This window comes from Hydrogenophaga sp. UC242_53, assembly GCF_042696965.1.
Classification (GTDB): domain Bacteria; phylum Pseudomonadota; class Gammaproteobacteria; order Burkholderiales; family Burkholderiaceae_C; genus Hydrogenophaga.
In genome coordinates this window covers 4,803,492-4,827,892 of record NZ_CP170552.1, presented here as the reverse complement: position 1 = coordinate 4,827,892, position 24,401 = coordinate 4,803,492, and the positions used below count along the sequence as shown (strand labels likewise).

The 24,401-nt window shown below is 69.1% G+C and carries 21 protein-coding genes and 1 pseudogene; 5 read left to right on the top strand and 17 right to left on the bottom strand.

The features are described from left to right. Positions 1 to 83 precede the first annotated feature (83 nt). Positions 84 to 854 (top strand): class II aldolase/adducin family protein, encoded by a 771-nt coding sequence (locus ACFJI0_RS24265; RefSeq protein WP_382322669.1) that lies wholly within the window; start codon positions 84 to 86, stop codon positions 852 to 854. A gap of 21 nt (positions 855 to 875) precedes the next feature. On the opposite strand, the gene ACFJI0_RS24260 is transcribed toward ACFJI0_RS24265, so the two are convergent. From ACFJI0_RS24260 to ACFJI0_RS24200, 13 genes and pseudogenes are all read right to left on the bottom strand, one after another. Further along, positions 876 to 1,622, bottom strand: a complete 747-nt coding sequence (locus ACFJI0_RS24260) for a hypothetical protein (protein WP_382322668.1) — start codon at positions 1,620 to 1,622, stop codon at positions 876 to 878. Between the two features lie 34 nt (positions 1,623 to 1,656). Further along, entirely contained in the window at positions 1,657 to 2,889 is a 1,233-nt protein-coding gene (locus tag ACFJI0_RS24255; protein ID WP_382322667.1) for a type III glutamate--ammonia ligase, read from the bottom strand. 109 nt (positions 2,890 to 2,998) lie between these two features. Further along, complete coding sequence (gabT, locus tag ACFJI0_RS24250) at positions 2,999 to 4,309, bottom strand: 4-aminobutyrate--2-oxoglutarate transaminase (RefSeq protein WP_382322666.1); 1,311 nt, start codon at positions 4,307 to 4,309, stop codon at positions 2,999 to 3,001. A gap of 11 nt (positions 4,310 to 4,320) precedes the next feature. After that, positions 4,321 to 5,790, bottom strand: coding sequence for an aldehyde dehydrogenase (locus ACFJI0_RS24245; RefSeq protein ID WP_382322665.1), 1,470 nt, complete (start codon positions 5,788 to 5,790; stop codon positions 4,321 to 4,323). Between the two features lie 155 nt (positions 5,791 to 5,945). Next, on the bottom strand, positions 5,946 to 6,557 hold the full coding sequence (locus ACFJI0_RS24240) for a hypothetical protein (protein ID WP_382322664.1): 612 nt from the start codon (positions 6,555 to 6,557) through the stop codon (positions 5,946 to 5,948). 8 nt (positions 6,558 to 6,565) lie between these two features. Next, entirely contained in the window at positions 6,566 to 6,985 is a 420-nt protein-coding gene (locus tag ACFJI0_RS24235) for a hypothetical protein (RefSeq protein WP_382322663.1), read from the bottom strand. 120 nt (positions 6,986 to 7,105) lie between these two features. Beyond that, positions 7,106 to 7,943 (bottom strand): annotated as a pseudogene (locus ACFJI0_RS24230) (ABC transporter permease). An 11-nt stretch (positions 7,944 to 7,954) separates the two neighbouring features. After that, positions 7,955 to 8,863, bottom strand: a complete 909-nt coding sequence (locus ACFJI0_RS24225; RefSeq protein ID WP_382322662.1) for an ABC transporter permease — start codon at positions 8,861 to 8,863, stop codon at positions 7,955 to 7,957. Positions 8,864 to 8,984: 121 nt separating this feature from the next. Beyond that, positions 8,985 to 10,079 carry an ABC transporter ATP-binding protein gene (locus ACFJI0_RS24220; RefSeq protein WP_382322661.1) on the bottom strand — a complete coding sequence of 365 codons (1,095 nt, stop codon included), beginning with the start codon at positions 10,077 to 10,079 and terminating at the stop codon, positions 8,985 to 8,987. 71 nt (positions 10,080 to 10,150) lie between these two features. Continuing rightward, positions 10,151 to 11,347, bottom strand: coding sequence for an extracellular solute-binding protein (locus tag ACFJI0_RS24215; RefSeq protein WP_382322660.1), 1,197 nt, complete (start codon positions 11,345 to 11,347; stop codon positions 10,151 to 10,153). A 187-nt stretch (positions 11,348 to 11,534) separates the two neighbouring features. Beyond that, entirely contained in the window at positions 11,535 to 12,974 is a 1,440-nt protein-coding gene (locus tag ACFJI0_RS24210) for an aspartate aminotransferase family protein (protein ID WP_382322659.1), read from the bottom strand. Between the two features lie 20 nt (positions 12,975 to 12,994). After that, a complete protein-coding gene (locus tag ACFJI0_RS24205; protein ID WP_382163578.1) occupies positions 12,995 to 14,362 on the bottom strand; it encodes a glutamine synthetase family protein in 1,368 nt (455 codons plus the stop codon). A 61-nt stretch (positions 14,363 to 14,423) separates the two neighbouring features. Continuing rightward, on the bottom strand, positions 14,424 to 15,233 hold the full coding sequence (locus tag ACFJI0_RS24200) for a gamma-glutamyl-gamma-aminobutyrate hydrolase family protein (RefSeq protein WP_382322658.1): 810 nt from the start codon (positions 15,231 to 15,233) through the stop codon (positions 14,424 to 14,426). Between the two features lie 204 nt (positions 15,234 to 15,437). Between ACFJI0_RS24200 and ACFJI0_RS24195 the strand changes: the two genes are divergently transcribed. Then, on the top strand, positions 15,438 to 16,934 hold the full coding sequence (locus tag ACFJI0_RS24195; protein ID WP_382322657.1) for a PLP-dependent aminotransferase family protein: 1,497 nt from the start codon (positions 15,438 to 15,440) through the stop codon (positions 16,932 to 16,934). Position 16,935: 1 nt separating this feature from the next. Here ACFJI0_RS24195 and ACFJI0_RS24190 read toward each other — a convergent pair whose 3' ends face one another. Together ACFJI0_RS24190 and speB are read right to left on the bottom strand one after the other, a co-directional pair. After that, positions 16,936 to 18,237 carry an NAD(P)/FAD-dependent oxidoreductase gene (locus ACFJI0_RS24190; protein WP_382322656.1) on the bottom strand — a complete coding sequence of 434 codons (1,302 nt, stop codon included), beginning with the start codon at positions 18,235 to 18,237 and terminating at the stop codon, positions 16,936 to 16,938. After that, entirely contained in the window at positions 18,237 to 19,163 is a 927-nt protein-coding gene (gene speB / locus ACFJI0_RS24185) for an agmatinase (RefSeq protein WP_382322655.1), read from the bottom strand. Before speB ends, ACFJI0_RS24190 begins: the two co-directional genes overlap by 1 nt. Before the next feature lie 155 nt (positions 19,164 to 19,318). Between speB and ACFJI0_RS24180 the strand changes: the two genes are divergently transcribed. Both ACFJI0_RS24180 and ACFJI0_RS24175 read left to right on the top strand, forming a co-directional pair. After that, positions 19,319 to 20,008: a DNA-binding response regulator gene (locus ACFJI0_RS24180; RefSeq protein ID WP_382322654.1), complete on the top strand. Its 690-nt coding sequence runs from the start codon at positions 19,319 to 19,321 to the stop codon at positions 20,006 to 20,008. Beyond that, positions 20,005 to 21,789, top strand: coding sequence for a hybrid sensor histidine kinase/response regulator (locus ACFJI0_RS24175; protein ID WP_382322653.1), 1,785 nt, complete (start codon positions 20,005 to 20,007; stop codon positions 21,787 to 21,789). Before ACFJI0_RS24180 ends, ACFJI0_RS24175 begins: the two co-directional genes overlap by 4 nt. On the opposite strand, the gene ACFJI0_RS24170 is transcribed toward ACFJI0_RS24175, so the two are convergent. Both ACFJI0_RS24170 and ACFJI0_RS24165 read right to left on the bottom strand, forming a co-directional pair. Beyond that, positions 21,779 to 22,168, bottom strand: a complete 390-nt coding sequence (locus tag ACFJI0_RS24170; RefSeq protein WP_382322652.1) for a hypothetical protein — start codon at positions 22,166 to 22,168, stop codon at positions 21,779 to 21,781. The two genes, ACFJI0_RS24175 and ACFJI0_RS24170, sit on opposite strands and share 11 nt — an antisense overlap. Beyond that, on the bottom strand, positions 22,169 to 22,351 hold the full coding sequence (locus ACFJI0_RS24165; RefSeq protein WP_382322651.1) for a hypothetical protein: 183 nt from the start codon (positions 22,349 to 22,351) through the stop codon (positions 22,169 to 22,171). A gap of 227 nt (positions 22,352 to 22,578) precedes the next feature. On the opposite strand from ACFJI0_RS24165, the gene ACFJI0_RS24160 reads away from it, so the two are divergent. Beyond that, positions 22,579 to 24,345 carry a hypothetical protein gene (locus ACFJI0_RS24160; protein ID WP_382322650.1) on the top strand — a complete coding sequence of 589 codons (1,767 nt, stop codon included), beginning with the start codon at positions 22,579 to 22,581 and terminating at the stop codon, positions 24,343 to 24,345. Positions 24,346 to 24,401 lie beyond the last annotated feature (56 nt).

Sequence of the window (24,401 nt, the reverse complement as noted above, 5' to 3'; positions counted from 1 at the left end):
GTGGCAAGCCCGCCACGCACAGGTGACAGCGGCCCCGCAGGGCGCGCGATAGCATGGCCGTCCTGCCCCACGGAGCGCTTCGCATGCACATCCCTTCCCTGAAAGAAGTCGTCAGCGCCGAAGAATGGGCGCTGCGCTGCGACCTCGCCGCCTGCTACCGCCTCGTCGCCGCCTACGGCTGGAGCGACCTGGTCTTCACCCACATCAGCGCCAAGCTGCCCGACAGCGTGAGCGGGGGCGAACACCAGTTCCTCATCAACCCCTACGGCCTGATGTTCGACGAGATCACGGCCAGCAGCCTGGTCAAGGTCGACATGGCCTGCAACAAGCTGCACGACTCGCCCTTCCCGGTGAACCCGGCCGGCTTCGTGATCCACAGCGCCGTGCACGAAGCGCGGCCCGAGGCCGGCTGCGTGCTGCACACCCACACGCGCGCGGGCGTGGGCGTGAGCGCGCAGAAGGCCGGCATCCTGCCCATCAGCCAGCAGAGCACCTTCGTGCTGGCCTCGCTGGCGTACCACGGCTACGAGGGCGTGGCCTTCCGCCCCGAGGAGAAGCCGCGCCTGCAAGCCGACCTGGGCCAGGCCAACTACCTCGTGCTGCGCAACCACGGCCTGCTCACCGTGGGCCGCACCATCGCCGACGCCTTCCTGTCCATGTACACCTTCGAGAACACCTGCCGCATCCAGATCGACGCGCTGGCCGGCGGCGGTGAACTCACGCAGGTCGATCCCCGCATCCTCGCCGGCATGGCCGACGTGATGCGCATCGCCACCGCCGGCCAGGGCGCGCAGCTCGCGTGGCCGGCGCTGCTGCGCAAGGTGGACAAACTCGATCCGGGTTACAAGACCTGAGGCCCAGAAGCGGCGCGCAGATCAGGTAGGCGACGCCACAAACGCCGCCATGCCTTCGAGCACGGTGCGCAAACGCATCAGCTCCCGCGAGCCGTCCAGCCGCTTCGACCACGCCGCGATGCGCGAGACGCGCTGCAAGCGCGGCAGCAGGTGGGCGATGAAGGCGCGCAGCGCCGGTCCGCCCGTGCCGCCCTGCTCATAGGCCTGCAGCACGGCGAGCACCGCGCCGGGCCCCAGCGGTTGCAGGTAGCGCGCCAGCGAGAGCAGCATCTGCAGCACGTCGTAGACCTGCACGGTCTCCAGCGCCATGCCCGGGCGCAGGCGCTCCTCGAAGTCCAGCCGCGCGAAGCGCCGGCCGTCCCAGGTGGTGTTGCGCAACTGGGCCCCACCGTGCCACTGGCCGCGCGCGTGGAAGGCCGCGAGGTCGGCGCTGGCCGCCACCATCAACGGCAGGCGCTCGCCCTCGGGCAGGCGGTGCAGCTGCAGGTCCACCGTCTCGCCGATGTCGCCGGTGGTGAGCGTGAACCCGTCGAAGGCCAGCACCGGGGGCACGTGCTCCCCAGCGGCCGCCAGGGCCACGAGGCGCTCGTGTTCATACGCCAGCAAGGCCCGGGCATCGGTCTGGCGCACAGCGCGCCAGGGCACGGGCACGTCCACGAAATGCGCGAACACCCAGATGCCCAGCGACTTGGACCAGCTGCGCAGCGGCCGGTCGGCGGTCTTGGTCCAGGTCTTGGCGGGGGGGGTGGTCGGTTCGGGCAGGCTCACAAGGGCGCGATTATCCCGAAACCGGCCGCGCCGGCTAGGGCGCGTCGGCGTAGCGCCGCAGTTCCCACTCGCTCACCTGCTGGCTCCAGGCCGCCCATTCGTCGTGCTTGAGCGCCAGGAACTGCGCGCAGAGGGCGGGGCCGACGGCCTCGCGCAAGGCCGCGTCCGCCGCCAGGGCGTCGAGCGCGGCGAGCAGGTCGCGCGGCAGGCGCGCGGGCAGGGCATCGCCCATGGCGTGGCGCTCGTACAGGTCATCCTCGCAGGGCGCCACCGGTGGCAGCGCCTGGTCGATGCCCGAGAGGCCCGCGGCCAGCGTGGCGGCGATGGCCACGTAGACGTTGCACGCCGGGTCTGGCAGGCGCCATTCCATGCGCCCGGCCACGCCACGCACGAGGCAGGTGCGGTTGTTGTCGCCCAGGGCCTTCCACACAGGCGACCAGGTGGTGCCCGAGGCGCTGCGGCTCGCGGCCAGGCGCTTGTAGCTGTTGACCGTGGGCGCGCACAGCGCGGCCAGCGCGTCGGCGTGGTGCAGCAGGCCGGCGGCGAAGCGCTGGCCGGTCTCGCTCAGGCCCAGCACGCCGGCCGGATCGGCCATCACGGGCCGGCCTTGCTCGTCCGTCAGGCTCAGGTGGAAATGCAGGCCGCTGCCCGGCGCGTGCGCCAGCGGCTTGGGCATGGTGGAGAACACCAGACCGTGCTGCCGCGCCACCGCCTGCGCGGCGAGCTTGAAGAGCTGGTAGCGGTCGGCGGCGGCGAGCGCGTCGTCGTGCCGGTAGTTGATCTCGTACTGCCCGCTCGCGTCCTCGTGGTCGATCTGCTCCAGCTGGAAGCCCAGCGCCTCCAGCGTGCGGCGCATCTCGTCGAGAAAACCGAAGTTGCGGCCCATGGCCTGCAGGTCGTAGGACGGTTTGGCGAGCCTGTCTTCCCCATCGGCCAAGCGCCACTGGCCTTGCGCGTCGCGCTGCAGCAGAAAGAACTCGGGCTCGATGCCGACCCACAGCGTCCAGCCCCGTTCGGCTTTCAGGCGCGCCACCTGGCGCTGCAGCACCTGGCGCGGGCAGGTGTCCAGCGGCTCGCCGCCGGCGTAACCGTCGCACACCGCGTGCGCCACGCCCGGCATGAAGGGCATGGGCCGCAGGCTCTCGGGCCGCACCCGGCCCATGTACTCGCTGCGCGCGCCCATGCGCGGCAGGCCGGTGCCCGCGATGCTGGGACCGGAGAAACCGGCGCCCTGCTCCACCGCCTGCTGCAGGCGCTCCAGCGGCACGAGCTTGCCCTTGGGCGCACCCAGCAGGTCGGTGAAGGTGCGCCAGCACCGAATGGATGCCCTGCGCGCGCAGGACCGCGACGCGTTCCTCCAGCGTGCGCCACCAGGCTCAAGCGAGCACCTCGGCCAGCGCGGCATCGAACGCGGCCAGGCCTTCGGCGAACACGTTGTCCTCGATGGTGAGCGGGAACAGGAAGCGGATCACGTTGCCGTACACACCGCAGGTGAGCAACAGCAGGCCGCGCTTCAAAGCGGCCATCTGCACACGCTTGGTGGTGTCGGCATCGGGCGCGCCGGTGGCCGGGTCGATGAACTCGCAGGCCACCATGGCGCCCAGGCCGCGCACGTCGCCCATGCGGGACTTGTACAGGGCGCGCTGCGAGATCAGGTGGGCGATGAGCTGGTCGCCCAGCTTCTGCGCGCGCGCGGGCAGCTGCTCTTCTTCCATCACATCGAGCACCGCGAGCGAGGCCGCGATGGCCAGCGGGTTGCCCGCGTAGGTACCACCCAGGCCGCCGGGCGCGGGGCCGTCCATGACGGCGGCCTTGCCGCTCACCGCCGACAAGGTGGTGCCCCCGGCCATGCTCTTGGCCATGGTCATGAGGTCGGGGCTCACGCCGAAGTGCTCCATGGCGAACATCTTGCCGGTGCGCGCGAAGCCGGTCTGCACTTCGTCGGCCACCAGCAGGATGCCGTGCTGGTCGCACAGCGCGCGCAGCCACTGCACGGCCTCTTTCTGGATCACGTTGAAACCGCCCTCGCCCTGCACCGGCTCGAACACGATGGCCGCCACGCGCGAGGGCTCGATGTCGCACTTGAAGAGCTGCTCCATGGCGTGCTTCGTCTCATCCAGCGAGGCGCCCTGGGCCGGAAAGGGCACGTGGTAGATCTCGGGCGGGAACGGGCCGAAACCGGCCTTGTACGGCTGCACCTTGCCGGTGAGCGCGACCGAGAACATGGTGCGGCCATGGAACGCACCGCCGAAAGCGATGACACCGGTGCGCCCGGTGGCCGAGCGCGCGATCTTCATCGCGTTTTCGATCGCCTCGGCACCGGTGGAGAAGAAGGCCGTCTTCACCGGCCCGTCGATCGGCACCAGCGCGTTGATGCGCTCGGCCAGCGCCACGTACTCGGTGTAGGGCACCACCTGGTAGCAACTGTGCGTGAAGCGCTGCAGCTGCGCGGCGATCGCCGCCTGCACCTTGGGATGCACGTGACCCGTGTTGAGCACGGCGATGCCGCCGGCGAAATCGATGAAGCGGCGCCCCTCGATGTCCCAGAACTCGGCGTTCTTCGCGCGCTCGATGAAGAAGTCGCCGAACACGCCCACGCCGCGCGGCGTGGCGGCCTGGCGGCGCGCGTGCCAGCTGGCGTTGGTGTGCGGGGCGTTCAGGTTGGCGGCTTTCTGCGGTGCGTTCATGTCAGGTCTCCTCAGAGGGGGCTGTCGATCCGGATCCAGGTGGTTTTCGTCTCGGTGTACTTGTCGAAGGCGTGCAGCGACTTGTCGCGGCCCACGCCGCTCTGCTTGAAGCCACCGAAAGGCACGGTGATGTCGTCCTCGTCGTAGGAGTTCACGTGCACCGTGCCCGCGCGCAGCGCGCGCGCCACGCCGTGCGCCTTGTTGATGTCGCGCGTCCACACCGCGGCCTGCAGGCCGTAGATGTTGCTGTTGGCCTGCTTGACCACGTCGGCCGCGTCGGTGAACGAGAGCACCGAAAGCACCGGGCCGAAGATTTCCTCGCGCGCGATGGTCATGGTGTTCGTCACGCCGTCGAAGATGGTGGGTTGCACATACAGACCGCCCTTCACGGGCTCGACCGCCGCGCCACCGGCGAGCAGCTTCGCGCCCTCCTGCTGGCCGCTGTCGATGTAGCGCAGCACGGTGTCGAGCTGCGTGCGGTCCACGATCGCGCCCATCACGGTGCTTTTCTCCAACGGGTTGCCCGGCTGGTACTGCGGCACCAGCTTCAGGGCCTTCTCCAGGAAGGCCTCCTTGATCGAGGCCTCGACGAAGAGCCGAGACGGCGCGTTGCAACTCTCGCCCTGGTTGAAGAAGATGCTGCCCACCGCGGCCTCCACCGCCTTATCGAGGTCGGGGCAGTCGGCGAACACGATGTTGGGCGACTTGCCACCCAGCTCCGTCCAGGCGCGCTTGAGGTTGCTCTGCCCGGCCATCACGTGGATCTGCTTGCCCACGCGCGTGCTGCCGGTGAAAGCGATGCAGTCCACGTCCATGTGCAGCGCGAGTGGGCTGCCGGCCTCGGCGCCATAGCCCGGCACCACGTTGAACACGCCGGGTGGAATGCCGGCGGCCAGCGCGAGTTCGGCCAGGCGCAGCGCGGTGAGGGGCGATTTTTCGCTCGGCTTGAGCACCACCGAGTTGCCGGCCGCGAGCGCGGGCGCGATCTTCCAGGCCGCCATGATCATGGGGTAGTTCCAGGGCACGATCACCCCCACCACACCTACCGGCTCGCGCGTGATCAGCGCCAGCGCGGTGCTGGGCGTGGGCGCGATCTCGTCGTACACCTTGTCCACCGCCTCGCCGTACCAGCGAATGCAATTGGCCGCGCTGTTCACGTCCACGCTGCGCGCGTACTTCACGGGCTTGCCCATGTCCAGGGTTTCGGTCAGCGCCAGTTCGTCGGCGTGGGCGATCAGCTGCTCGGCGAACTTGATCATCACGCGCTTGCGCTGCGCGGGCGCCATGCCGCTCCAGCGGCGGTCCTCGAAGGCCGCGCGGGCGGCGGCCACGGCCGCGTCGATGTCGGCCTCGCCGCAGCGCGCCACGGCGGTGAGCAAACGGCCGTCCACCGGCGAAATGCAGTCAAAGGTCTGGCCGTCGCGCGCGGCGATGCGCTCGCCGTTGATGAAGGCGCGGCCGTCGAAGGAGAGGTCGGTCATGAAGCGGGTTCCGGGGTTGCTGGGCCAAGGATTGGCCCCATGCTACGCCCGAAACGCGACGAACTGCGTATCCACTTTTTCGAGCTGGCAACGATCCAGTGCGTCACCCGAAAAAAGACCACCCGAAGGTGGCCGAACCCGGCATCTTCAACCGATCAGCAGCTCGGAAGACAGCTCTTCGAGAAGGTCTTGGGCAAGCACGGATTTTTCCCGCCGCCCTGGTTTCCTCCACTGAGACAGAAAAGCGCACAGCAATAAACCACGCCGAGCCCCACGGCGTACACGCCGCCGCTGGCCACGGTCAGTCCCAGGGATGTGCCGTGAAACGTCAAACAGCGCGCTCTTTGAACGCATCGATCGTCCGTTTCCACGCACTGCCAGTACTCGCGGCAGCTGTTCTTAAGATCCTCGTAGGAATCGTCATTGCGCGCCCGCGGGCGCTCCGACAATTGGTTGTTCGTGAGGACTGGCATGCCAAGCGGCTGATCGCTGCGCGCTTGGGCGATGACCACAGGAAGTCCGCTCGACCCACCAGGCGGGTTGACCTGGGTTTCATGGCGGACGATCCCCGCACCGCTCGACAGGCCAATCCCCGACCGCGGCGGGTTGTCGACCGGCAAGTGGCTCAGTTGAGACACCACCTCCTCCCGAGAGACCTCTCTATGGGGCTCCGTGAGATTCCGGGGCACCTCCAAGGCCACCTCATTGAGATCGATGGCATGGGGAATGTGAGCGGCGGACCGATCGATGTGGAAGCTGCTGTTCATGGGATTTTTCAGGGTTGTGAGAGGTTGCGGTGGAGGTCTTCGACGGTGTTGGACCAATGCCTGAACAAGACACCCAGCGCATCGAATGCGTGGCGCAGCTCGGGCGCGGCCATGGAGGGATGGACCGCTAACCGGGAGGTCAGCACGGCTTCCTCCGAATCCGGCGGCACGCTGAATGTGGTCCCGCCCAGTCCCCACCGATGGTTGGCTGTGAGCATGGACCGATGGCACTGAGGCCGGAGGAAGGCCGGGATCTCGCCCAGCTCGGCCCGGACCAGAATGTGATCGGCGCTGATGCCGGGCTCGAAATGGATGGCCACGCGCCGCCCGTCCACGGTGAGCAGGCCATCGCGCAAGAGATCGTCGGGGTCGAGCCGCTCCTGCTCACAGAAGCGCCGGATGAGGTTCTGGTAGTCCTCGGTGTTCATGGTTTCCTCTGGGATGAAGACGGACCAGAGGCAAGTGAGGGGCACCCCATGAAAGTTCAGCCGGCCGGCCAACAAAAAGGCCACCCGAAGGTGGCCTTGGACATCGGCAGCGGGGCCGCGTCAGCTCTTGAGCGCCGCCGCGATCTCCCGCTCGCGCCGCCGCGTGGCGCGCGCCACCCAGATCGCATAGCTCACGATCACGATGGTCACCGTCACGATCAGCAGCGTGGCCGCCGCGTAGATGGTCGGGTTGATGCCGCGCCGCGCGTAACCGAAGATCACCTGCGGCAGCGTGTTCACGCCCGGGCCGGAGAGGAACTCGGAAATCACCACGTCGTCGAACGACAGCGTGAAGGCCAACAGGAAGGCCGCGAGCAGGGCCTGGAAGATGTTGGGCAGCGTGATCAGGAAGAACACCTGGTGCGGCCGGGCGCCCAGGTCCATGGCGGCGTCCTCGATCGAGCGGTCCATCTCCAGCAGGCGCGACTGGATCACCACCACGCCATAGGCCATGCCCAGCAGGGTGTGGCCCAGGATGATGGTGAGCATGCCGCGCTGCGGCCAGCCGAACAGGTTCTGCGCGCCCACGGCCAGCAGCAGCAGCGACAGGCCGATGATCACCTCGGGCATCACCAGCGGCGCGTTCACCATGCCGCTGAAGACGGTGCGGCCCAGGAAGCGCCGGTAGCGCACCAGCACGAACGCCGCGAAGGTGCGCCAGCACCGCCGAGAGCACGCCGGTGATGGCCGCCACCTTGAGCGAGAGCCAGAAACCTTCGACGATCTTGGTGTCGCGCGTGAGCGCCTCGTACCAGCGCAGCGAGAAGCCGGTGAAGCGCGCGTCCTGCCGCGTGCTGTTGAACGAGAACACGATCATGAAGACCAGCGGCAGGTAGAGAAAGGCGAACACCAGCGCCAGCCAGAACTTGCCGAAGTGTTTTTCAAGGACTTGTTTCATGGTCCGACTCCTCAGCGCTTCTCGGCGGGATCGCTGCTGTAGTGGTAGTACAGCGCCAGCGGGATCACGATCAGCGCGATCATCACCACGGCCAGCGCGGTCGCGCGCGGCCAGTCGTTGGCGGTGAACATCTCGTCCCACACCACGCGCCCGATCATGAGGTTCTCCGGACCGCCCAGCAGCGAGGGGATCACGAACTCACCCACGCAGGGGATGAAGACCAGCATGAAGCCGGCCACGATGCCGGCCTTGGACAGCGGCACCGTGATCAGCCAGAAGGCCTTGAACGGTGAGGTGCCCAGGTCGTAGGCGGCCTCCAGCAGGCGGAAGTCCATCTTCACCAGGTTGGCGTAGAGCGGCAGGATCATGAACGGCAGGTACACGTAGGTCATGCCGATCAGCATCGAGACGTTGGTGTACAGCATGGGGATGGGCTCGCTGGTCAGACCGATCGACATCAGGAGGCGGTTGAGCACGCCCTGGTCGGCCAGGATGCCCTTCCAGGCGTAGACGCGCAGCAGGAACGAGGTCCAGAACGGCAGCATCACCATCAGCAGCAGCGCCGGGCGCACGCTGGCGGGCGAGCGCGCGATGAAGTACGCGAAGGGGTAGCCGATGATCAGGCACAGGATGGCGGTGCACAGCGCGTACCAGATCGAGCGCAGGTAGGCGTCGATGTAGAGCGTGCGGAACAGCGGCGCGCCCTCTTCGGTGCGGAAGATCGAGAGGTAGTTCTCGTACTTCAGGCTCAGGATGCCGCTCACCGGGTCCCAGATGGGCTTGAACGGGCTGATGTCGCCGCTCATGTCCACGAAGCTGATGTACAGCAGGATCAGGAAGGGCAGGAAGAAGAACAGGATCAGCCAGCCGTACGGCACGCCGATCACGAAGCGCTTGCCGGGAAGGGGTATTGAGGCCATACGAAGTTCCTGCAAAAGTAAGCGAACCAAACACGCTGTCCAGGGGTGCGGAGGAACCGGCTTCGCCGGGCCTCTCGCGCCATCCCCCTCTCAGGGGGAAGCCGCGAAGCGGCGCAGGGGGTCAATCGCGCAAGACCACGCCGGCGCGGTCGTCCCACCAGAAGTACACGTCGTCTTCCCAGGTGATGTCGGAGAGGTCGTGGCGCGAGGTGTTGGCCTCGGTGATCTTGACCTTGCTGCCGTCGGTGGCCAGCACGATGTAGGTGTTGTAGGAGCCGAAGTAGGCGATCTCCTTGACCTTGCCGGTGAACAGGTTGGGGCCGGCGCCGTCCGGTCGGCGCTTGCCGATCTCGATCTTCTCGGGCCGCACCGCGATCGCCACCGGCATGTTGAGCGTGCCGCTCACGCCATGGCCGACGTGGATTTCCCCGATGCCGGTGGTGGCCGCGCAGCGGTCGGTCTCGTCCACGCTGAGCCGGCCCTCGAACAGGTTGACGTTGCCGATGAAGTCGGCCACGAAGCGGTTGCTCGGGTGCTCGTAGATCTCTTCGGGCGTGCCCACCTGCAGCACGCGGCCCTTGCTCATGATGGCGATGCGGCTGGCCATGGTCATGGCCTCTTCCTGGTCGTGCGTGACCATCACCACCGTCACGCCCACCTTCTCGATGATGTTGACCAGCTCGAACTGCGTCTGCTCGCGCAGCTTCTTGTCCAGCGCGCCCAGCGGTTCGTCGAGCAGCAGCATCTTGGGCCGCTTGGCCAGGCTGCGCGCCAGCGCGACGCGCTGCTGCTGGCCGCCCGAGAGCTGGTGCGGCTTGCGCTTGGCATACGGCGTGAGCTGCACCAGGGCCAGCATCTCGTCGGTGCGCTGCTGGATCTCGGCCTTGGGCAGGCCTTCGCGCTTGAGGCCGAAGGCCACGTTCTCCCAGATGTCCAGGTGCGGGAACAGCGCGTAGGACTGGAACATCATGTTGACCGGGCGGTCGTAGGGCGGCATGGCCGCCACATCCTGGCCGCCGAGCAGGATGCGCCCGGAGGTGGGCTTCTCGAAGCCCGCGAGCATGCGCAGCAGGGTGGACTTGCCACAGCCCGAGCTGCCCAGCAGCGCGAAGATCTCGCCCTTGCCGATCGATAGCGACACCTCGTCGACCGCGACCGCTTCATCGAAGCGTTTGACCAGTTTCTCGGTCACCAGAAAACCCGTTGTGTCTGCCATGTGGATGTCCGTTTCTTCTTCGCTGGACCAACAAAAAAAAGCCGCTCAACCGGGGAGGATGAGCGGCCCTTCTACCTGAGTAAGGGAACGGTGGTGCTTACTTGCCGCGTTTGAAGGCGTTGTAGGTTTCGTTGACCACGCCCAGGGAGTCGTTGGAGAAGCCACCGGTGGGGATCAGGCGCGCCGTGTCTTCCGGACCCAGGAAGATGGTGTTGTTGTTCTTCACCTCGTCCTTGATGTCGGCCAGCGCGGCCTTGTTGCCGGTGGGGTAGTTCATCTCGTTGGCCATGGCCGCGGCGTTGGTCGCGCGCAGGTAGAAGTCGATGAAGGCGTGCGCGTTGTTCACGTGCTTGGCGTCCTTGGGGATGGCCGATGGTGTCGATGAACACGCGGCCGCCGCCGGTGGGCAGCAGCGGCACGATCTCGTCCTTGCCACCGGTTTCCTTCACGCGGCCGGCGGCGATGTTGATGTCGCCGGACCAGCCGATGAAGGCGCAGGCCTTGCCGCCGGCGATGTCGTCGATCATGGTGCTGGAGAACAGGCGCACGTCCTTGCGCACCTTCTTGAGCATCTCACCCGCGAGCTTGAAGTCTTCCGGGTTCTCGCTGTAGGCCGGCTTGCCGACGTAGTGCAGCGCGACCGGCAGGATCTCGCTGGGCGAGTCCAGGTAGGCGATGCCGCAGGACTTGAGCTTGCTGGAGTACTCGGGCTTGAAGACCAGGTCCCAGGCGTTCTCGGGCATGGGCATGCCGCCCAGCGCCTTCTCGACCTTCTGCTTGTTGATGCCCACGGTGGTGAAGCCCCAGGCCCAGGGCACCAGGTACTTGTTCTCGGGGTCCACGCCGGCGATCTTGCTCATGAAGTCGGGGTCGAGGTTGCCGTAGTTCTTGAGCTTGCTCTTGTCGATGGGCTGGTACAGCCCGCCCTCGATCTGGCGCTTGCCGAAGTCGGCGGTGGGCACCACGATGTCGTAGCCCGAGTTGCCGGCCACCAGCTTGGCGTGCAGCGCTTCGTTGTTCTCGAAGGTGTCGTAGTTCACCTTGACGCCGTATTCCTTCTCGAAGTCGGCGATCAGGGACTCGGTGATGTAGTCGGGCCAGTTGTAGACGTTGACGACCTTTTCATCGTCCAGCACCGGGCCGGCCGGTGCGGCGGGGGCGGCCGCCACAGGCGCCGGTGCCGCGGGCGCGGCGACGGGCTCCTCTTTCTTGCCACAGGCGGCCAGCAGGATCGCCGACATCGCCAGAACCAGGACTTGCTTTTTCATGGTGTTGCTCACTCCAGGGAGGTAATTGACCGAAAGAACTCAACCGGGCGGGGCCGACATGGCTGAACGTGCTAGCAATATTCAGACCCAGCGCCGGACAGCGCCACCAGGCACAGGGCTGGTGGAATATCCGGAAAACATTCTAGGGCCTGTTCACGCGACTTTTCCAGGTGCGGACGGGCCCTGGTCAGGCCAGCAGGCCCTCGGCGCGCAACTCTTCCAGGGTCGCATCCAGGCAGCGGTGGATGAGCTCCATCATCTCGTCGACCTGGGCGCGCGTCATCACCAGCGGCGGCGCGATGATCATGCGGTCGCCCACGGCGCGCATGATCAGGCCGTTCCTGAAGCAGTGCGCGCGGCAGCGCATGCCCACGCCCAGGGCCTCGTCGAACATCTGCTTCTTGGCCTTGTCCTTCACCAGCACCAGACCGGCGACGAAGCCACAGGTCTGGGCCGCACCCACCAGCGGGTGGTCTTCCAGCGCCTCGAAGCGCTCGGCCAGGTAGGGGCCGGTGTCGTCCCTCACGCGCTCGACCAGCTTCTCGCGCTCCATCAGCTCGATGTTGGCCAGCGCCACCGCGCAGGCCACGGGGTGGCCGCTGTAGGTGTAGCCGTGGTTGAACTCGCCACCCTTCTCGATCAGCACCTTGGCCACGCGGTCGCCCACCATCACGCCGCCCAGCGGGATGTAGCCGCTGGTCACGCCCTTGGCGAAGGTCACCAGGTCGGGCCGGATGCCGAACTTCTCGTAGGCGAACCAGTGGCCCAGGCGGCCGAAGGCGCAGATCACCTCGTCGGAGATCAGCAGGATGCCGTGCTTGTCCACGATGCGCTGGATCTCCGGCCAGTAGGTCTCCGGCGGAATGATCACCCCCCCGGCGCCCTGCACCGGCTCGGCGATGAAGGCCGCCACCTTGTCGGCACCGATGGAGAGGATCTTCTCCTCCAGCCAGCGCGCCGCGCGCAGGCCAAAGTCGGCCTCGTTCTCGCCGGGGTTGGCGTTCTCGAAGAAATGCGGCTGCTCGATGTGCACGATGTCGGGGATGGGCAGGTCGCCCTGGGCGTGCATGCCGCTCATGCCCCCGAGCGAGGCGCCCGCCATGGTGCTGCCGTGGTACGCGTTGTGGCGGCTGATGATGACCTTGCGCTGCGGCTGGCCCAGCAGGTCCCAGTAGCGGCGCACCATGCGCACGTTGGTGTCGTTGCTCTCGCTGCCGCTGGAGCTGAAGAACACATGCTCGAACTTGCGCCCGCCCACCTGCGGCGCGAGCTGCGCCAGCTTGGTCGCCAGCTGCACCGCCGGCACGTTGGTGGTCTGGAAGAAGGCGTTGTAGAACGGCAGCGTCATGGTCTGCTGGTAACCGGCGTCGGCCAGCTCCTTGCGGCCGTAGCCGGCGTTGACGCACCACAGGCCGCTCATGGCGTCGAGGATCTTCGCGCCCTCGGAATCCCAGATGTAGATGTTGTCGGCGCGCGTGATCACGCGCGAGCCGCGCGTGGCCAGGTCACCGTGGTCGGTGAAGGGGTGGATGAAGTGCGCGCTGTCCAGCGCCTGGATGGCCTTGGTGTCCTGCTGCTCGGCGCGGCGAACCAGCGCGGGTGGGGCGATGAGGGAGGAGGTGTTCATGCGGGGCTCTTCTTTCAAACTCAGACGTGCAGCAACAGGTGTTCGCGTTCCCAGGGCGAGATCACCTTCATGAACTCGTCGAACTCCAGCTCCTTGATCTCGGTGTAGATGGTGATGAACTCCTTGCCCAGCACGTCGTGCAGGTCGGTCTCGCGGCGCAGCCAGTCCAGCGCCTCGCCCAGGCTGCGCGGCAGCGAGTAGGGCGAGAGGTAGGCGTCGCCCTTCATCTCGGGCTTGGGCTTGATCTTGTTCTTCAGGCCCAGGTAGCCGCAGGCCAGCGTCATGGCCATTGCCACGTACGGGTTGGCGTCGGCGCCGATCACGCGGTTCTCCACGCGCCGCGCCTCGGGGCTGGAGATCGGCGAGCGGATGCCCACCGTGCGGTTGTCGTGGCCCCACTCGATGTTGATCGGCGCGGCCGTGTGGCGCGAGAGGCGGCGGTAGCTGTTCACGTAGGGCGCCACCAGCACCATGGCCGCCGGGATGTAGCGCTGCAGGCCGCCGATGTAGTGGTAGAAGGCCTCGGAGGGCGTGCCGTCGTCGTTGCTGAAGATGTTCTTGCCGGTGGCCTTGTTCAGGATGCTCTGGTGCACGTGCATGGCCGAGCCGGGCTCGCCCGCGATCGGCTTGGCCATGAAGGTGGCGTACATGTCGTGCCGCAGCGCCGACTCGCGCACCGTGCGCTTGAAGAAGAACACCTCGTCGGCCAGGCCCAGCGGGTGGGCGTGGAAGAAGTTGATCTCCATCTGCCCCGCGCCGGCCTCGTGGATCAGCGTGTCCACGTTGAGCTTCATCTTGTCGCAGTAGTCGTAGATCTCCTCGAACAGCGGGTCGAACTCGTTGACCGCGTCGATGCTGTACGACTGGCGCGAGGTCTCGGCGCGGCCGCTGCGCCCGATGGGGGCCTTGAGCAGCGTGTTCGGGTCGGTGTTGCGCGCGGTCAGGTAGAACTCCAGCTCGGGCGCGACCACCGGGTCCAGGCCCTCGGCGTCGAACAGGTCGCACACGTGGCGCAGCACGCTGCGCGGTGCGAACGGCACCAGCTTGCCGGCGTGGTCGAAACAGTCGTGGATCACCTGCGCCGTCGGGTCGGTGGCCCAGGGCACGATGCGCGCGGTGGTCGGGTCCGGGCGCAGCTGCATGTCGCGGTCGGTCGGCTCGATCACATCGTAGTAAGGCCCGCTGGCCGGAAACTCCCCCGTCACCCCCATGGCCACGATGCCCTGGGGCAGTCGCATGCCCCGGTCCTCGGTGAACTTCTCACGCGGCAGGATCTTGCCGCGCGCCACGCCGGTCAGGTCGGGCACCAGGCACTCGACTTCGGTCACGCGGTTCTGGTTGAGCCAGTTCTCCAGATCGTTGAAGCTCATCTTTTGGGGGGCTGTCATGTGCCATCTCCTGTGGGTGTGTTGTCGTTCGGGTAAGGCGGTCGGCAGAGCGAAAAGGGGGTCAGGCGCTGGCGCTGGCGGCGCTGCGCGCGAGGTCGGCGTGCTGCAGGCGCAGGTTCATGCGCTGGCGGCAGGCACGGCCGAAGGCCTCGAAGATCGCGGCGTAGAAAGGGGTTTCCCAGCAGCGCCACTCGGGGTGGAACTGCACGGCGTAGGCGAAGGTGCGCGCGCCGCGCACACCGAAGGCCTCCACCAGGCCGTCGGGCGCGTGCGCCAGGGCGTCGAGCCCGGCGGCCAGGCGGTTGATGCCCTGGCCGTGCAGCGAGTTGACCTGCGTCTCGCGGCCGCCGGCCCACTCCTCGAACACGCTGCCCGGCGCGAAGCGGATGGCGTGGCGCGGCGCGTACTGCTCGTCGGGCGGCGCGGTCTTGGGTTCGCGGTGGTCCATCATGCCGGGCACCTCGTGCACGCGCTGGTGCAGCGTGCCGCCCAGGGCCACGTTGATCTCCTGGAAACCGCGGCAGATGCCCAGCAGCGGCACGCCCTCGTGCACGCAGGCCTTCACCAGCGCCAGCGTGAGCAGGTCGCGGTCGGCATCCAGCGGCAGGCTGGGGTCGGCCACGTCCTCGTCGAAATGGGAGGGGTGCACGTTGGAGGGTGAGCCGGTCAGCATCACGCCGTCCACCAGGGCCAGCAGTTCGCTGATCTGGCCGGTGTCGGCCAGCGGGAACATCACCGGCTGGGCGTCCGCCCCGACCTTGACGGCCCGGGCGTATTTGTCACCCAGCAACAGAAAGGGCATCTGATGCCCGTGATCGCCCATCAGGCGGTGGTCGGCAGGCAGCCAGACCATGCAAGGTGGCTTGTTCATGAAGACTCCAGACAATGGCATTCATTGTGGGGGGCCAATTGGATTGGAACGAGGGCCATTTGGCCCCATGTTATGGTGCCAATGGCTCCCCCCCCTGCGCCGCTGACGCGGCTTCCCCCCGGAGGGGGGACCGCACCTGTGGCCCGGCCAAGCCGGTTCCACGGTACGCCTGGATGGGGGATTTCGCTCCGGATAAGGCTTTGCATGCTGTCTGAATTTCTTCTGGCTGAAATGAGCCGCCTGGGCTCGCAGGACGCCCTGCCCTTGCACCGGCAGCTCTACGAGGCGCTGCGCCGCGCCATGCTGGACGGCAAGCTGGGCGCGGGCGAACGCCTGCCGTCCAGCCGCGATCTGGCACAGGACCTGCGCCTCTCGCGCAACACGGTGGTGGCCGCGATCAACCAGCTCAGCGTGGAGGGCTACCTCGCCAGCCGCGTGGGCAGTGGCACCTTCGTCAACGACAACGTGCCGCGCACCACGCCAGGGCGCTCGGCGCGCCCGGGGCCGGGCCGGGCGGCCGCCACGGTGCAAGCCGCCCGCCTGTCCACACGCGGCCTGGCGCTGTCCAGCACCTTCTGCGCCACCGAACTGGAGGTGCAGCCCTTCACGCCCGGCATCGCCGACTTCAGCGCTTTTCCGCTCACGCTCTGGCAGCGCCTGCAGAACAAGCACTGGCGCATGACCTACCCGGACATGCTGGACTACAACGACTCGGGCGGCTACGCGCCGCTGCGCCGCGCCGTGGCCGACTACCTGCGCGTGTTCCGCAGCGTGCACCTGGAGGCCGACCAGGTCGTCATCACCAGCGGCACCCAGCAGTCGCTCGAGCTCTGCGCGCGCCTGCTGGCCGACCACGGCGACACGGTGTGGGTGGAAGACCCGGCCTACTGGGGCGCGGTCAAGGCCTTCATCGCCACCGGCCTCGCCCTGCACCCGGTGGCGGTGGACGAGCAGGGCATCAACCCCAGCACGGCCGACAACGCGCGCCCGCCGCGCCTGATCTACGTCACGCCCTCGCACCAGTACCCCACCGGCGCGGTGATGTCGCTGCCCCGGCGCCACCAGCTGCTGGCCACCGCGCGCGCGCACGACGCCTGGGTGCTGGAAGACGACTACGACAGCGAGTACCGTTTCAGCGGCCCGCCGATCTCCAGCCTGGAAGGCCTGGACACCGATGGCCGCGTGTTCTACATGGGCACCTTCTCCAAGGTGCTCTACCCGGGGCTGAAGATCGGCTACCTGGTGGTGCCCAAGCCGCTGGTGGCGGCCTTCAAGCAAGCCCACTACGACCTCAACCGCCCGGGCCAGATGCCGGTGCAGGCCGCGCTGGCCGAGTTCATCGAGATGGGCCACTTCGCCAGCGCGCTGCGCCGCGCGCGCCAGAACTACGGCGAGCGCCGCCAGTGCCTGCTCGAAGCCCTGAAACCGGTGCTGCGCGACGACCTGCCCGACGGCCCCAGCATCAGCGGCGCCGAGCAGGGCCTGCACCTGTGCCTGCGCCTGCCGCCCGAGGTGGACGACCGGGCGCTGGCGCAGCGCATCGCACAGCACGGCCTCACGGTGCGCCCGCTCTCGGCCTACTGCCTGCAGCGCAAGGACCTGCGCGGCCTGGTGATCGGGTACGGTTACGCGCCGCTGGCCGAGATCGAGCGCTGCGGGCCGTTGCTGGCCAACGCCGTGCGGCAGGTCCTCGCCGGCTGACTCAGATCACATCGCGCAGGCGGTGCCACAACATGCCCAGCGCCAGGCTGGGGGTGCGCAGCAGCGCGCCGCCGGGGAAGCGGCGGTGCTTGAGGCGCGCGTACACGTCGAAACGCGCCGCCTGCCCGGCCACGGCCTCGGCCACCAGCCGGCCGGCCAGACCGGTGAGCGCCACACCGTGGCCGCTGAAGCCCTGCAGGTAATACAGGTTGTCGCCGAGGCGGCCGAAGTCGGGCGCGCGGTTCATGCTGATGTCCACGAAGCCACCCCACAGGTGCTCGATCGGCACATCGCGCAGCGCGGGGAACACCTCGCCCATGCGCTGGCGCATCAGGGCCTCGAGGTTCACCGGCGTGCGGGTGGTGTAGCTCACGCGCCCGCCGAACAGCATGCGGTGGTCGGCGCTGAAGCGGAAGTAGTCGAGCACGAAGTTGTTGTCGCACACGGCCGCGTTGCGCGGGATCAGGCGCGCGCACAGCTCGGGGTCCAGCGGCGCCGTGCCCAGGATGTAGGTGCCCACCGGCATGATGCGCGGCGCGATCTCGGGCGCCACGCGCGGGCCGTACTCGGGCAGCATGCAGTTGCCCGCGAGCACGCCGAAACGCGCCTTCACCTGGCCGCGCGCGGTGCTCGCCACCAGCGTGGCGCCGCGCTGCAGGCCGGTCACGGGCGAGTGCTCGAAGAGGCGCGCGCCCGCGGCCTGCGCGGCGCGCGCCAGGCCCAGCGCGTACTTCAGCGGGTGCAGGTGGCCCGAGCGCTGCTCGCGCGCGGCCGCCACGTAGCGCGGGCTGTTGATCAGGCGCGGCAGGTCGGCGCCCTCGGCCCAGTCCACCGCGAGGCCGCGCCGCTTGAGGCCCTCCATCTCCTCGTGCAGCTCCTGCGCCTTGCGCGCCGAGTCGGCCACGTACACATAACCGTTGACGCGGTCGCACTCGATGCCGTGTTCGGCGATGCGCGCGTCGATCAGGTCCAGCGCCTCCAGCGACATGTCCCAGGCGCGCCTGGCGTCCTCGGCGCCGAGCTGCTGCTCGAACGGGCCCTGCCCACTCGCGTAACCCACGATGGCCTGGCCGCCGTTGCGCCCGCTCGCGCCGCTGCCGATGCGATCGGCCTCCAGCACCACCACCGAGAGGCCGCGCTGCGCGAGTTCGAGCGCCGCGCTCAGGCCGGAGAAACCTGCGCCGACCACCACCACGTCGGCCTCGACGGCTCCTTCCAGCGGCGGCAGCACCTCGGGCCGCTGCACGCTGGCCTCGTAGTAACTTTTCTGGTTGAGCTGGGTGTCCGAACCGATGAGTGACATCAGAGACCCCTCTGCCGCTTGGCGACCTGGCCGCTGAGGTAGGTCCAGACGAAGGTGGCCGCCGCGTTGGTGGTGAGCTCGGCGTGGTCGTAGGCCGGGGCCACCTCCACGCAGTCCATGCCGATCCAGTTCAGGTCGGCCAAGGCTTCCAGGAAGGTGAGCACCTGCGAGCTCGTCATGCCGCCGGGTTCGGGCGTGCCGGTGCCGGGCGCGAAGGCCGGGTCCAGGCAATCGATGTCCAGCGTGAGGTAACAGGGGCGTTGGCCGATGCGCGCGCGGATCGCCTCGATGGCGGGTTGCAGGCCCGCGCCGTCCAGCCCGCGCAGCGCGCGCGCCGTGAAGATCTGGCCGCCCTGGTCGGCCACGTACTCGCGCGCCGCGCGCTCGCCGCTGGAGCGAATGCCGATCTGCACCGTGTGCGCCGGGCTCGCCAGCCCTTCCTGCAGGGCCTCGTAGGTCCAGGTGCCGTGGCCGGCCGGTTCGCCGAAGTGGTCGGCCCAGGTGTCGCAATGCGCGTCGAAGTGCACCAGCGCCAGCGGCTCGCCGCCGTGCCGGGCCTTCGCGGCGCGCAGCAGCGAGAGCGTCACGGAGTGGTCACCGCCCAGGAACACGCAATGGTGCTTCGCCATCAGCGCCGCCGCCTGTTCCTCGATGTGGCGGCGCACCTCGGGCAGCGGCGAGGCGTTGGGCAGGCGCAGGTCCAGCGCGTCGCCCAGGTGCGCCAGGGGCGAGACGTCGAACACCGGGTGGATGCCGTCGCACAGCATCAGGCTGGCCGCGCGGATCGCCTGCGGGCCGAAGCGCGCGCCCGGCCGGTTGGTCACCACGCCGTCGAATGGCACGCCCGCGACGGCAAAAGGCTGGTCGGCCAGCGGGGCGCAGGCGAGGAAGCGGTTGGTGTTGCTGGCGTAGGCGAACTGACCCATCGGCCATGAAAACGTCCTCGGTGAACAGGGTGCCAGAAGATACCCCCCGCCGGTACCGCCCATGAGTCCAATTGACCGGCGGCGTCGGTGTCCACCGGCCGGGGTGACTTTCGTCACTTCCGCGATGCGCCCCCAGCGCCTAACATGCCCGCACCATGCATGCCCTGGTTGCCCCACCCGCCCACGCCGCGCCCGACCCGCACGGCGCCACCGGCTTGCTGGTGGTGGACGACCACGACCTGCTGCGCCTGGGCCTGCTCACCCTGGTGCAGGCCCACGCCACCGACAGCGGGCGTCAGATCAAGGTGCTGGAATCGCGCACCCTGCAGGAGGCGATGGAGCTGTACGGCCGCTACCGGCAGCGCATCGGCCTGGTGCTGCTGGACCTGCACCTGCCCGACGCCCACGGCCTCTCGGGCCTGACGGCCTTCGTCAAGGCCTTCCCCGAGGCGCCGGTGGTGGTGCTCTCGGGCGTGAACGACCCCGGCCTGATGCGCCACGCCCTCTCGCGCGGCGCGCGCGCCTACCTCGCCAAGTCGGGCGACCTCAAGGAGGTCATCGGCTACATCCGCTCGCTGGGCCTGTTCGGGCCCGCGCCGGCGCCCGGACCCGCCGCGCCCACCGAGCCGGTGCTGCGCAGCGTGCGCAACAACGCCAATGGCGAGTCGCTGCAGCTCACCGACCGCCAGGTGCAGGTGCTGGAATGGGTGCTGGCCGGGCAGTCCAACCGCGACATCGCCGAACGCGCCCACCTCAGCGAAGGCACGGTGAAGAACCATGTCTCGGCGCTGCTGCTGCTCTTTGGCGTGAGGTCGCGCGCGCAACTCATCAGCCTGTTGCGGTGAGCGAAGCCGACACCGGCGACCTGACCCAGCAGCGCGTGCTGCGCGAGCAGGTCGCCGCGCTGTACGCCACTTCGCTGAGTTCCACCATCGCCGACGCGGTGCTGGCCTGGGCCCTGTGCGCGCTGTTCTGGTGGCAGCTGCGCGACCCCCTGATCTTCGTGTGGCTGGGCCTGCACACCATCCAGGTGCTGCGCTACCCGCTCATCCACGCCTACTTCCGCGACCGCCAGGCCGCCGCGCGCAGCGCGTTCTGGGCCCGGCGACAGTGGCGCGAGCTGCTGTACTACAGCGCCACCTGGGGCCTGGCGCCCTGGCTGTTCATGCCGGCCGACGACCTGCCCATGACCACGCTGCTCATGCTCATCATGCTCGGCCTCATCAGCGGCGGCGTGCCGTCGGTGGCGCCACGCTGGGCCTCGGTGCTGGCCTTCGTGCTGCCCATGATGACCGGCCTGATCTCCGCCCTGCTCTGGCGCGGCGACCCCACGCACCTCTTCCTCGGCGCCTGCGTCGGCATCTACACCGGCGCCATGCTGCACTTCGCGCGCCGCCAGCACCTGCTGCTCACCGCCTCGCTGCAGATGCGCTTCGAGAAAGAGGCGCTGGCCGAGCAGCTCGCCGGGCAGATGGCCGCCACCCAGCGCGCCAGCGAGGACAAGACGCGCTTCTTCGCCGCCGCCAGCCACGACCTGCGCCAGCCGCTGCACGCCATCGCGCTCTTCGGTGCCGTGCTCGACAAGGAACTGCAAGGCCAGCCCACGCACGCCCACGCGCAGCGCCTCATGGGCGCGGTGCATTCGCTGGGCACCTCGCTGGACACCATGCTCGACGTCTCGCGGCTCGACGCCGGCGTGATCGAGGCCGATGTGCAGGACGTGCCGCTCAACACCGTGCTGCAGGCCCTGCACCCCTCGTTCGCCTCGCGCGCGGAAGAGCGCGAACTGCAGCTGCGCCTGCGCGCCACGCCGGTGTGGGTGCGCACCGACCCGCACCTGCTGCGGCGCCTGCTGGGCAACCTGATCGAAAACGCCATCAAGTACACCGCGCGCGGCGGCGTGCTGGTGGTGGCGCGGCCGCGCGGCGCGCAGGTCTGGATCGACGTGGTGGACACCGGCATCGGCATCGCGCCCGAGCACGCCGACCGCGTGTTCGACGAGTTCTACCAAGTCGACAACCCGGGCCGCGACCGCACGCGCGGCCTGGGCATCGGCCTGTCCATCGTGCGCCGGCTCTCCCTGCTGTTGAACCACCCGGTGCGCCTGCGCTCCTGGCCCGGCCATGGCACGCGCTTTCGCGTCACCGTGCCCCGCGCCAAGCCCACGCCCGAGCCCACCCTCTACAGCCCGCCGGCCACCCTGGCGGCCAGCCAGGCGCTGCCGCGCCGCGTGCTGCTGGTCGACGACGAGGCCGACATCACCGATGCGCTGAGTGCCTTCCTCCAGACCTGGGGCGTGGCCTCGGAGACCGCGCGCGACGAGGACGGCGCGGCACTCGCCCTGCAGGCCGCCGCTGCGCGGCAAGAGCCCTTCGACGCGATGCTCTGCGACTACCGCCTGGCCGAGGGCGCCGACGGCCTGGCCGCCTCGCAGCGCCTGCGCGCGCGTTTCGGCCTGGCGCTGCCCGTGCTGCTGATCACCGGCGAGACCGCGCCCGATCGCCTGCAGCGAGTGCGCGACTCGGGCGTGCCGGTGCTGTTCAAGCCGGTCGATCCCGACCGCCTGCTGCAGGCCCTGGCCCGCCTCGCCCCGCCGGGCACCGCCCCCGCCGCCTTCACGTCGTGACTTTCGGCACTGTCGCGCGCACCCGGCTTTGCCTATCGTGCGGACCCAAGGGCAGCCCCACCGCCCGGAGGTCTTCATGTTCGCTGTCACACCATCCCCACGCCCACGCCTGTCCCTGCCGCTGTGGCTCATCGCCTGTGTGCTGCTGCCCGCGCTGCTCGGCGCCTGCGGCGGCAGCAGCAACCCGCCCGAGGCGCCGGCCGAGCCCGAGCGCGTGACGGCGGTGATCGGCCCGGCCGGCGGCACCCTCACCGGGCCCGATGGCGCGCAGGTGGTCATCCCGCCCGGCGCGCTGCGCGGGCAACACCACCATCGGCATCGCGCGCTCCAGCGCGGGCGCGCCGGTGCGCGACGCCTTCTGGCCCGCGCCCGCCGCCACCTACGAGTTCACGCCGCACGGCATCGCTTTCGAAACCCCGGTCACGATCCGCCTGCCGGTGCCCGCCGGCACCACCGGCCCAACGGCGTGGATGGCCTCCACCGACGCCGACTGGCAGGAGAGCGAGGCCACCCTCGCCGGCGGTTTCGCCAGCGTGCGGCGCAACACCTTCTCGTGGGGCATGGTGATCGCGGCCTGTTCGACCCCCGCCAACGCGCCACCCAATCCGGACCGCTGCTTCTCCCCACGCGGGCACACCAGCGTGGTGGCGCAACCCCGGCAACGCCCTCACGCTCACCGGCTACTCCAACGCCTACAACAGCTCGGGCGGCTCCTACCGGCTCGACGCCGCGGCCACGCTGACCTTCACCGCGGTCTACAACCTCTGGCCCAGTTGCGCGAGCGCCCGCGTGACCATGGTCCGTCGCCAGCTCGACCGCCACCCGCAGGTGGTGGAAACGCTGTACGACCAGGCGAACATCGGCCTGACCCAGGGCGCCCACGGCGGGCGCGGCGCGGGTGGCACCACCGTGCTGCCGGTGCTCTCGCTCAGCCACCTCGACCAGGGCCGCCACGTGGTCGCCACCTACGTCGCCTGCCAGCGCGGCGACGGCTTCCAGGCGCGCTACTACGACGCCACGGTCATCAACGTGGCCGTCCCTGTGCCCACCACCACGCAGACCATCGGCGGCAACGTCAGCGGCCTCGCCGGCACGGTGGTGCTGCGCAACAACGGCGCGGACGACCTCGCCGTGAACACCGACGGCCCGTTCACCTTCCCCACGCCGGTGCGCACCGGCGTGCCCTACAACGTCACCGTCGGCACCCAGCCCGCCGGCCAGACCTGCACCGTGCAGAACGGCGGCGGCACGGCCAACGCCGACGTGAACAACGTCGCGGTGAACTGCACCGCTGGCGCGACCCAGGCCTGGCAGGGCGCGGCATTGATCGAGACGAACGACCTCGCCCGCGCCTTCAACCCCGTGGTCGCCACCGACAGCCAGGGCAACGCCTTCGCGGTCTGGGCGCAGGGCAACGGCAGCTTCGACAACATCTGGGCCGCGCGCTACACCCCAGGTGGCGGCTGGGGCACGCCGCAGGTGATCGACGACCACTCGGGCAACGCGACCGAGCCCCGGATCGCGGTGGACAGCGCGGGCAACGCCGTCGCCATCTGGGTGCGCGAGAACATCGTCTCCCACCGCGGCCTGGTCGCGGCGAGCTACACCGCCGGCACCTGGGGCGCGCCGCAGGACGTGGAAGGCAATGCCGGCCACGCGCGCGCGCCGCAGATCGGCATGGACGCCAGCGGCGCGGCCCGCGCGATCTGGATCCAGCACGACGGCAACTTCGAGCGCGTGCGCAGCGCCCGCCTGCAAGGCGGCTCCTGGGACTCGACGGGCTCGTCCATCGACGGCGGCACGGGCGACGCCTCCGACGCGCAGATCCAGGTGTTCGCCAACGGCAGCGCCCTGGCGGTCTGGACGCAGATCAGCGCGGGGGTTCCGCGGGTCTGGCACAACCGGTTCAACGGCGTCGGCTGGTCCAGCGCCGACCTGCTGGACGACAACAACACCAGCTTCAGCCTGGGCGCACCGGCCCTCGCGGCCGACGCCACCGGCAACACCATCGCCGTCTGGTCGCAGGGCACGGCCACCACCTCGTCCACCGTGTACGCACGGCGCTACGCCGGCGGCACCTGGGGCGCGGCCGAGGTCTTGTCGGGCGGCGGCACGGACAACAGCGCCCGGGCCCGGGTCGCGATGAACGCCAATGGCACGGCCACGGCGGTCTGGCAGGAATCGTTGGCCGACGGCCTGCGGACCTGGGCGCGCCGCCGCGTGGGCGCGGGCGCCTGGGGCGCGGCGGTGCGGCTGGACACCCCGCTGGGCGCGAGCGACAGCGAAGGCGAGCCCCAGGTGGCCATGGACCCCGCCGGCAACGCCACCGTGGTCTGGAGCCACACCCTCTCCGGCGGCAACCACCGCGACCTCTACGGCAGCCACCACCGCGTGACCACCGGCAGCTGGAGCGCGCCCACGCTGCTCGACGCGGTGAACACCGGCGGCGTCAACCGCTGCTCGGTGGCGATGGACGCCAACGGCAACGCCCTCGTGGTGTGGGACCAGGACACCGTCAACGCGCGGCTGGACATCTGGGCCAACGTGTTCCGCTAGGGCCCTGGCGCAGCAGGAAATCCCGGGCGCCGGTAGCATCGGGCCCGGTGCCGCCA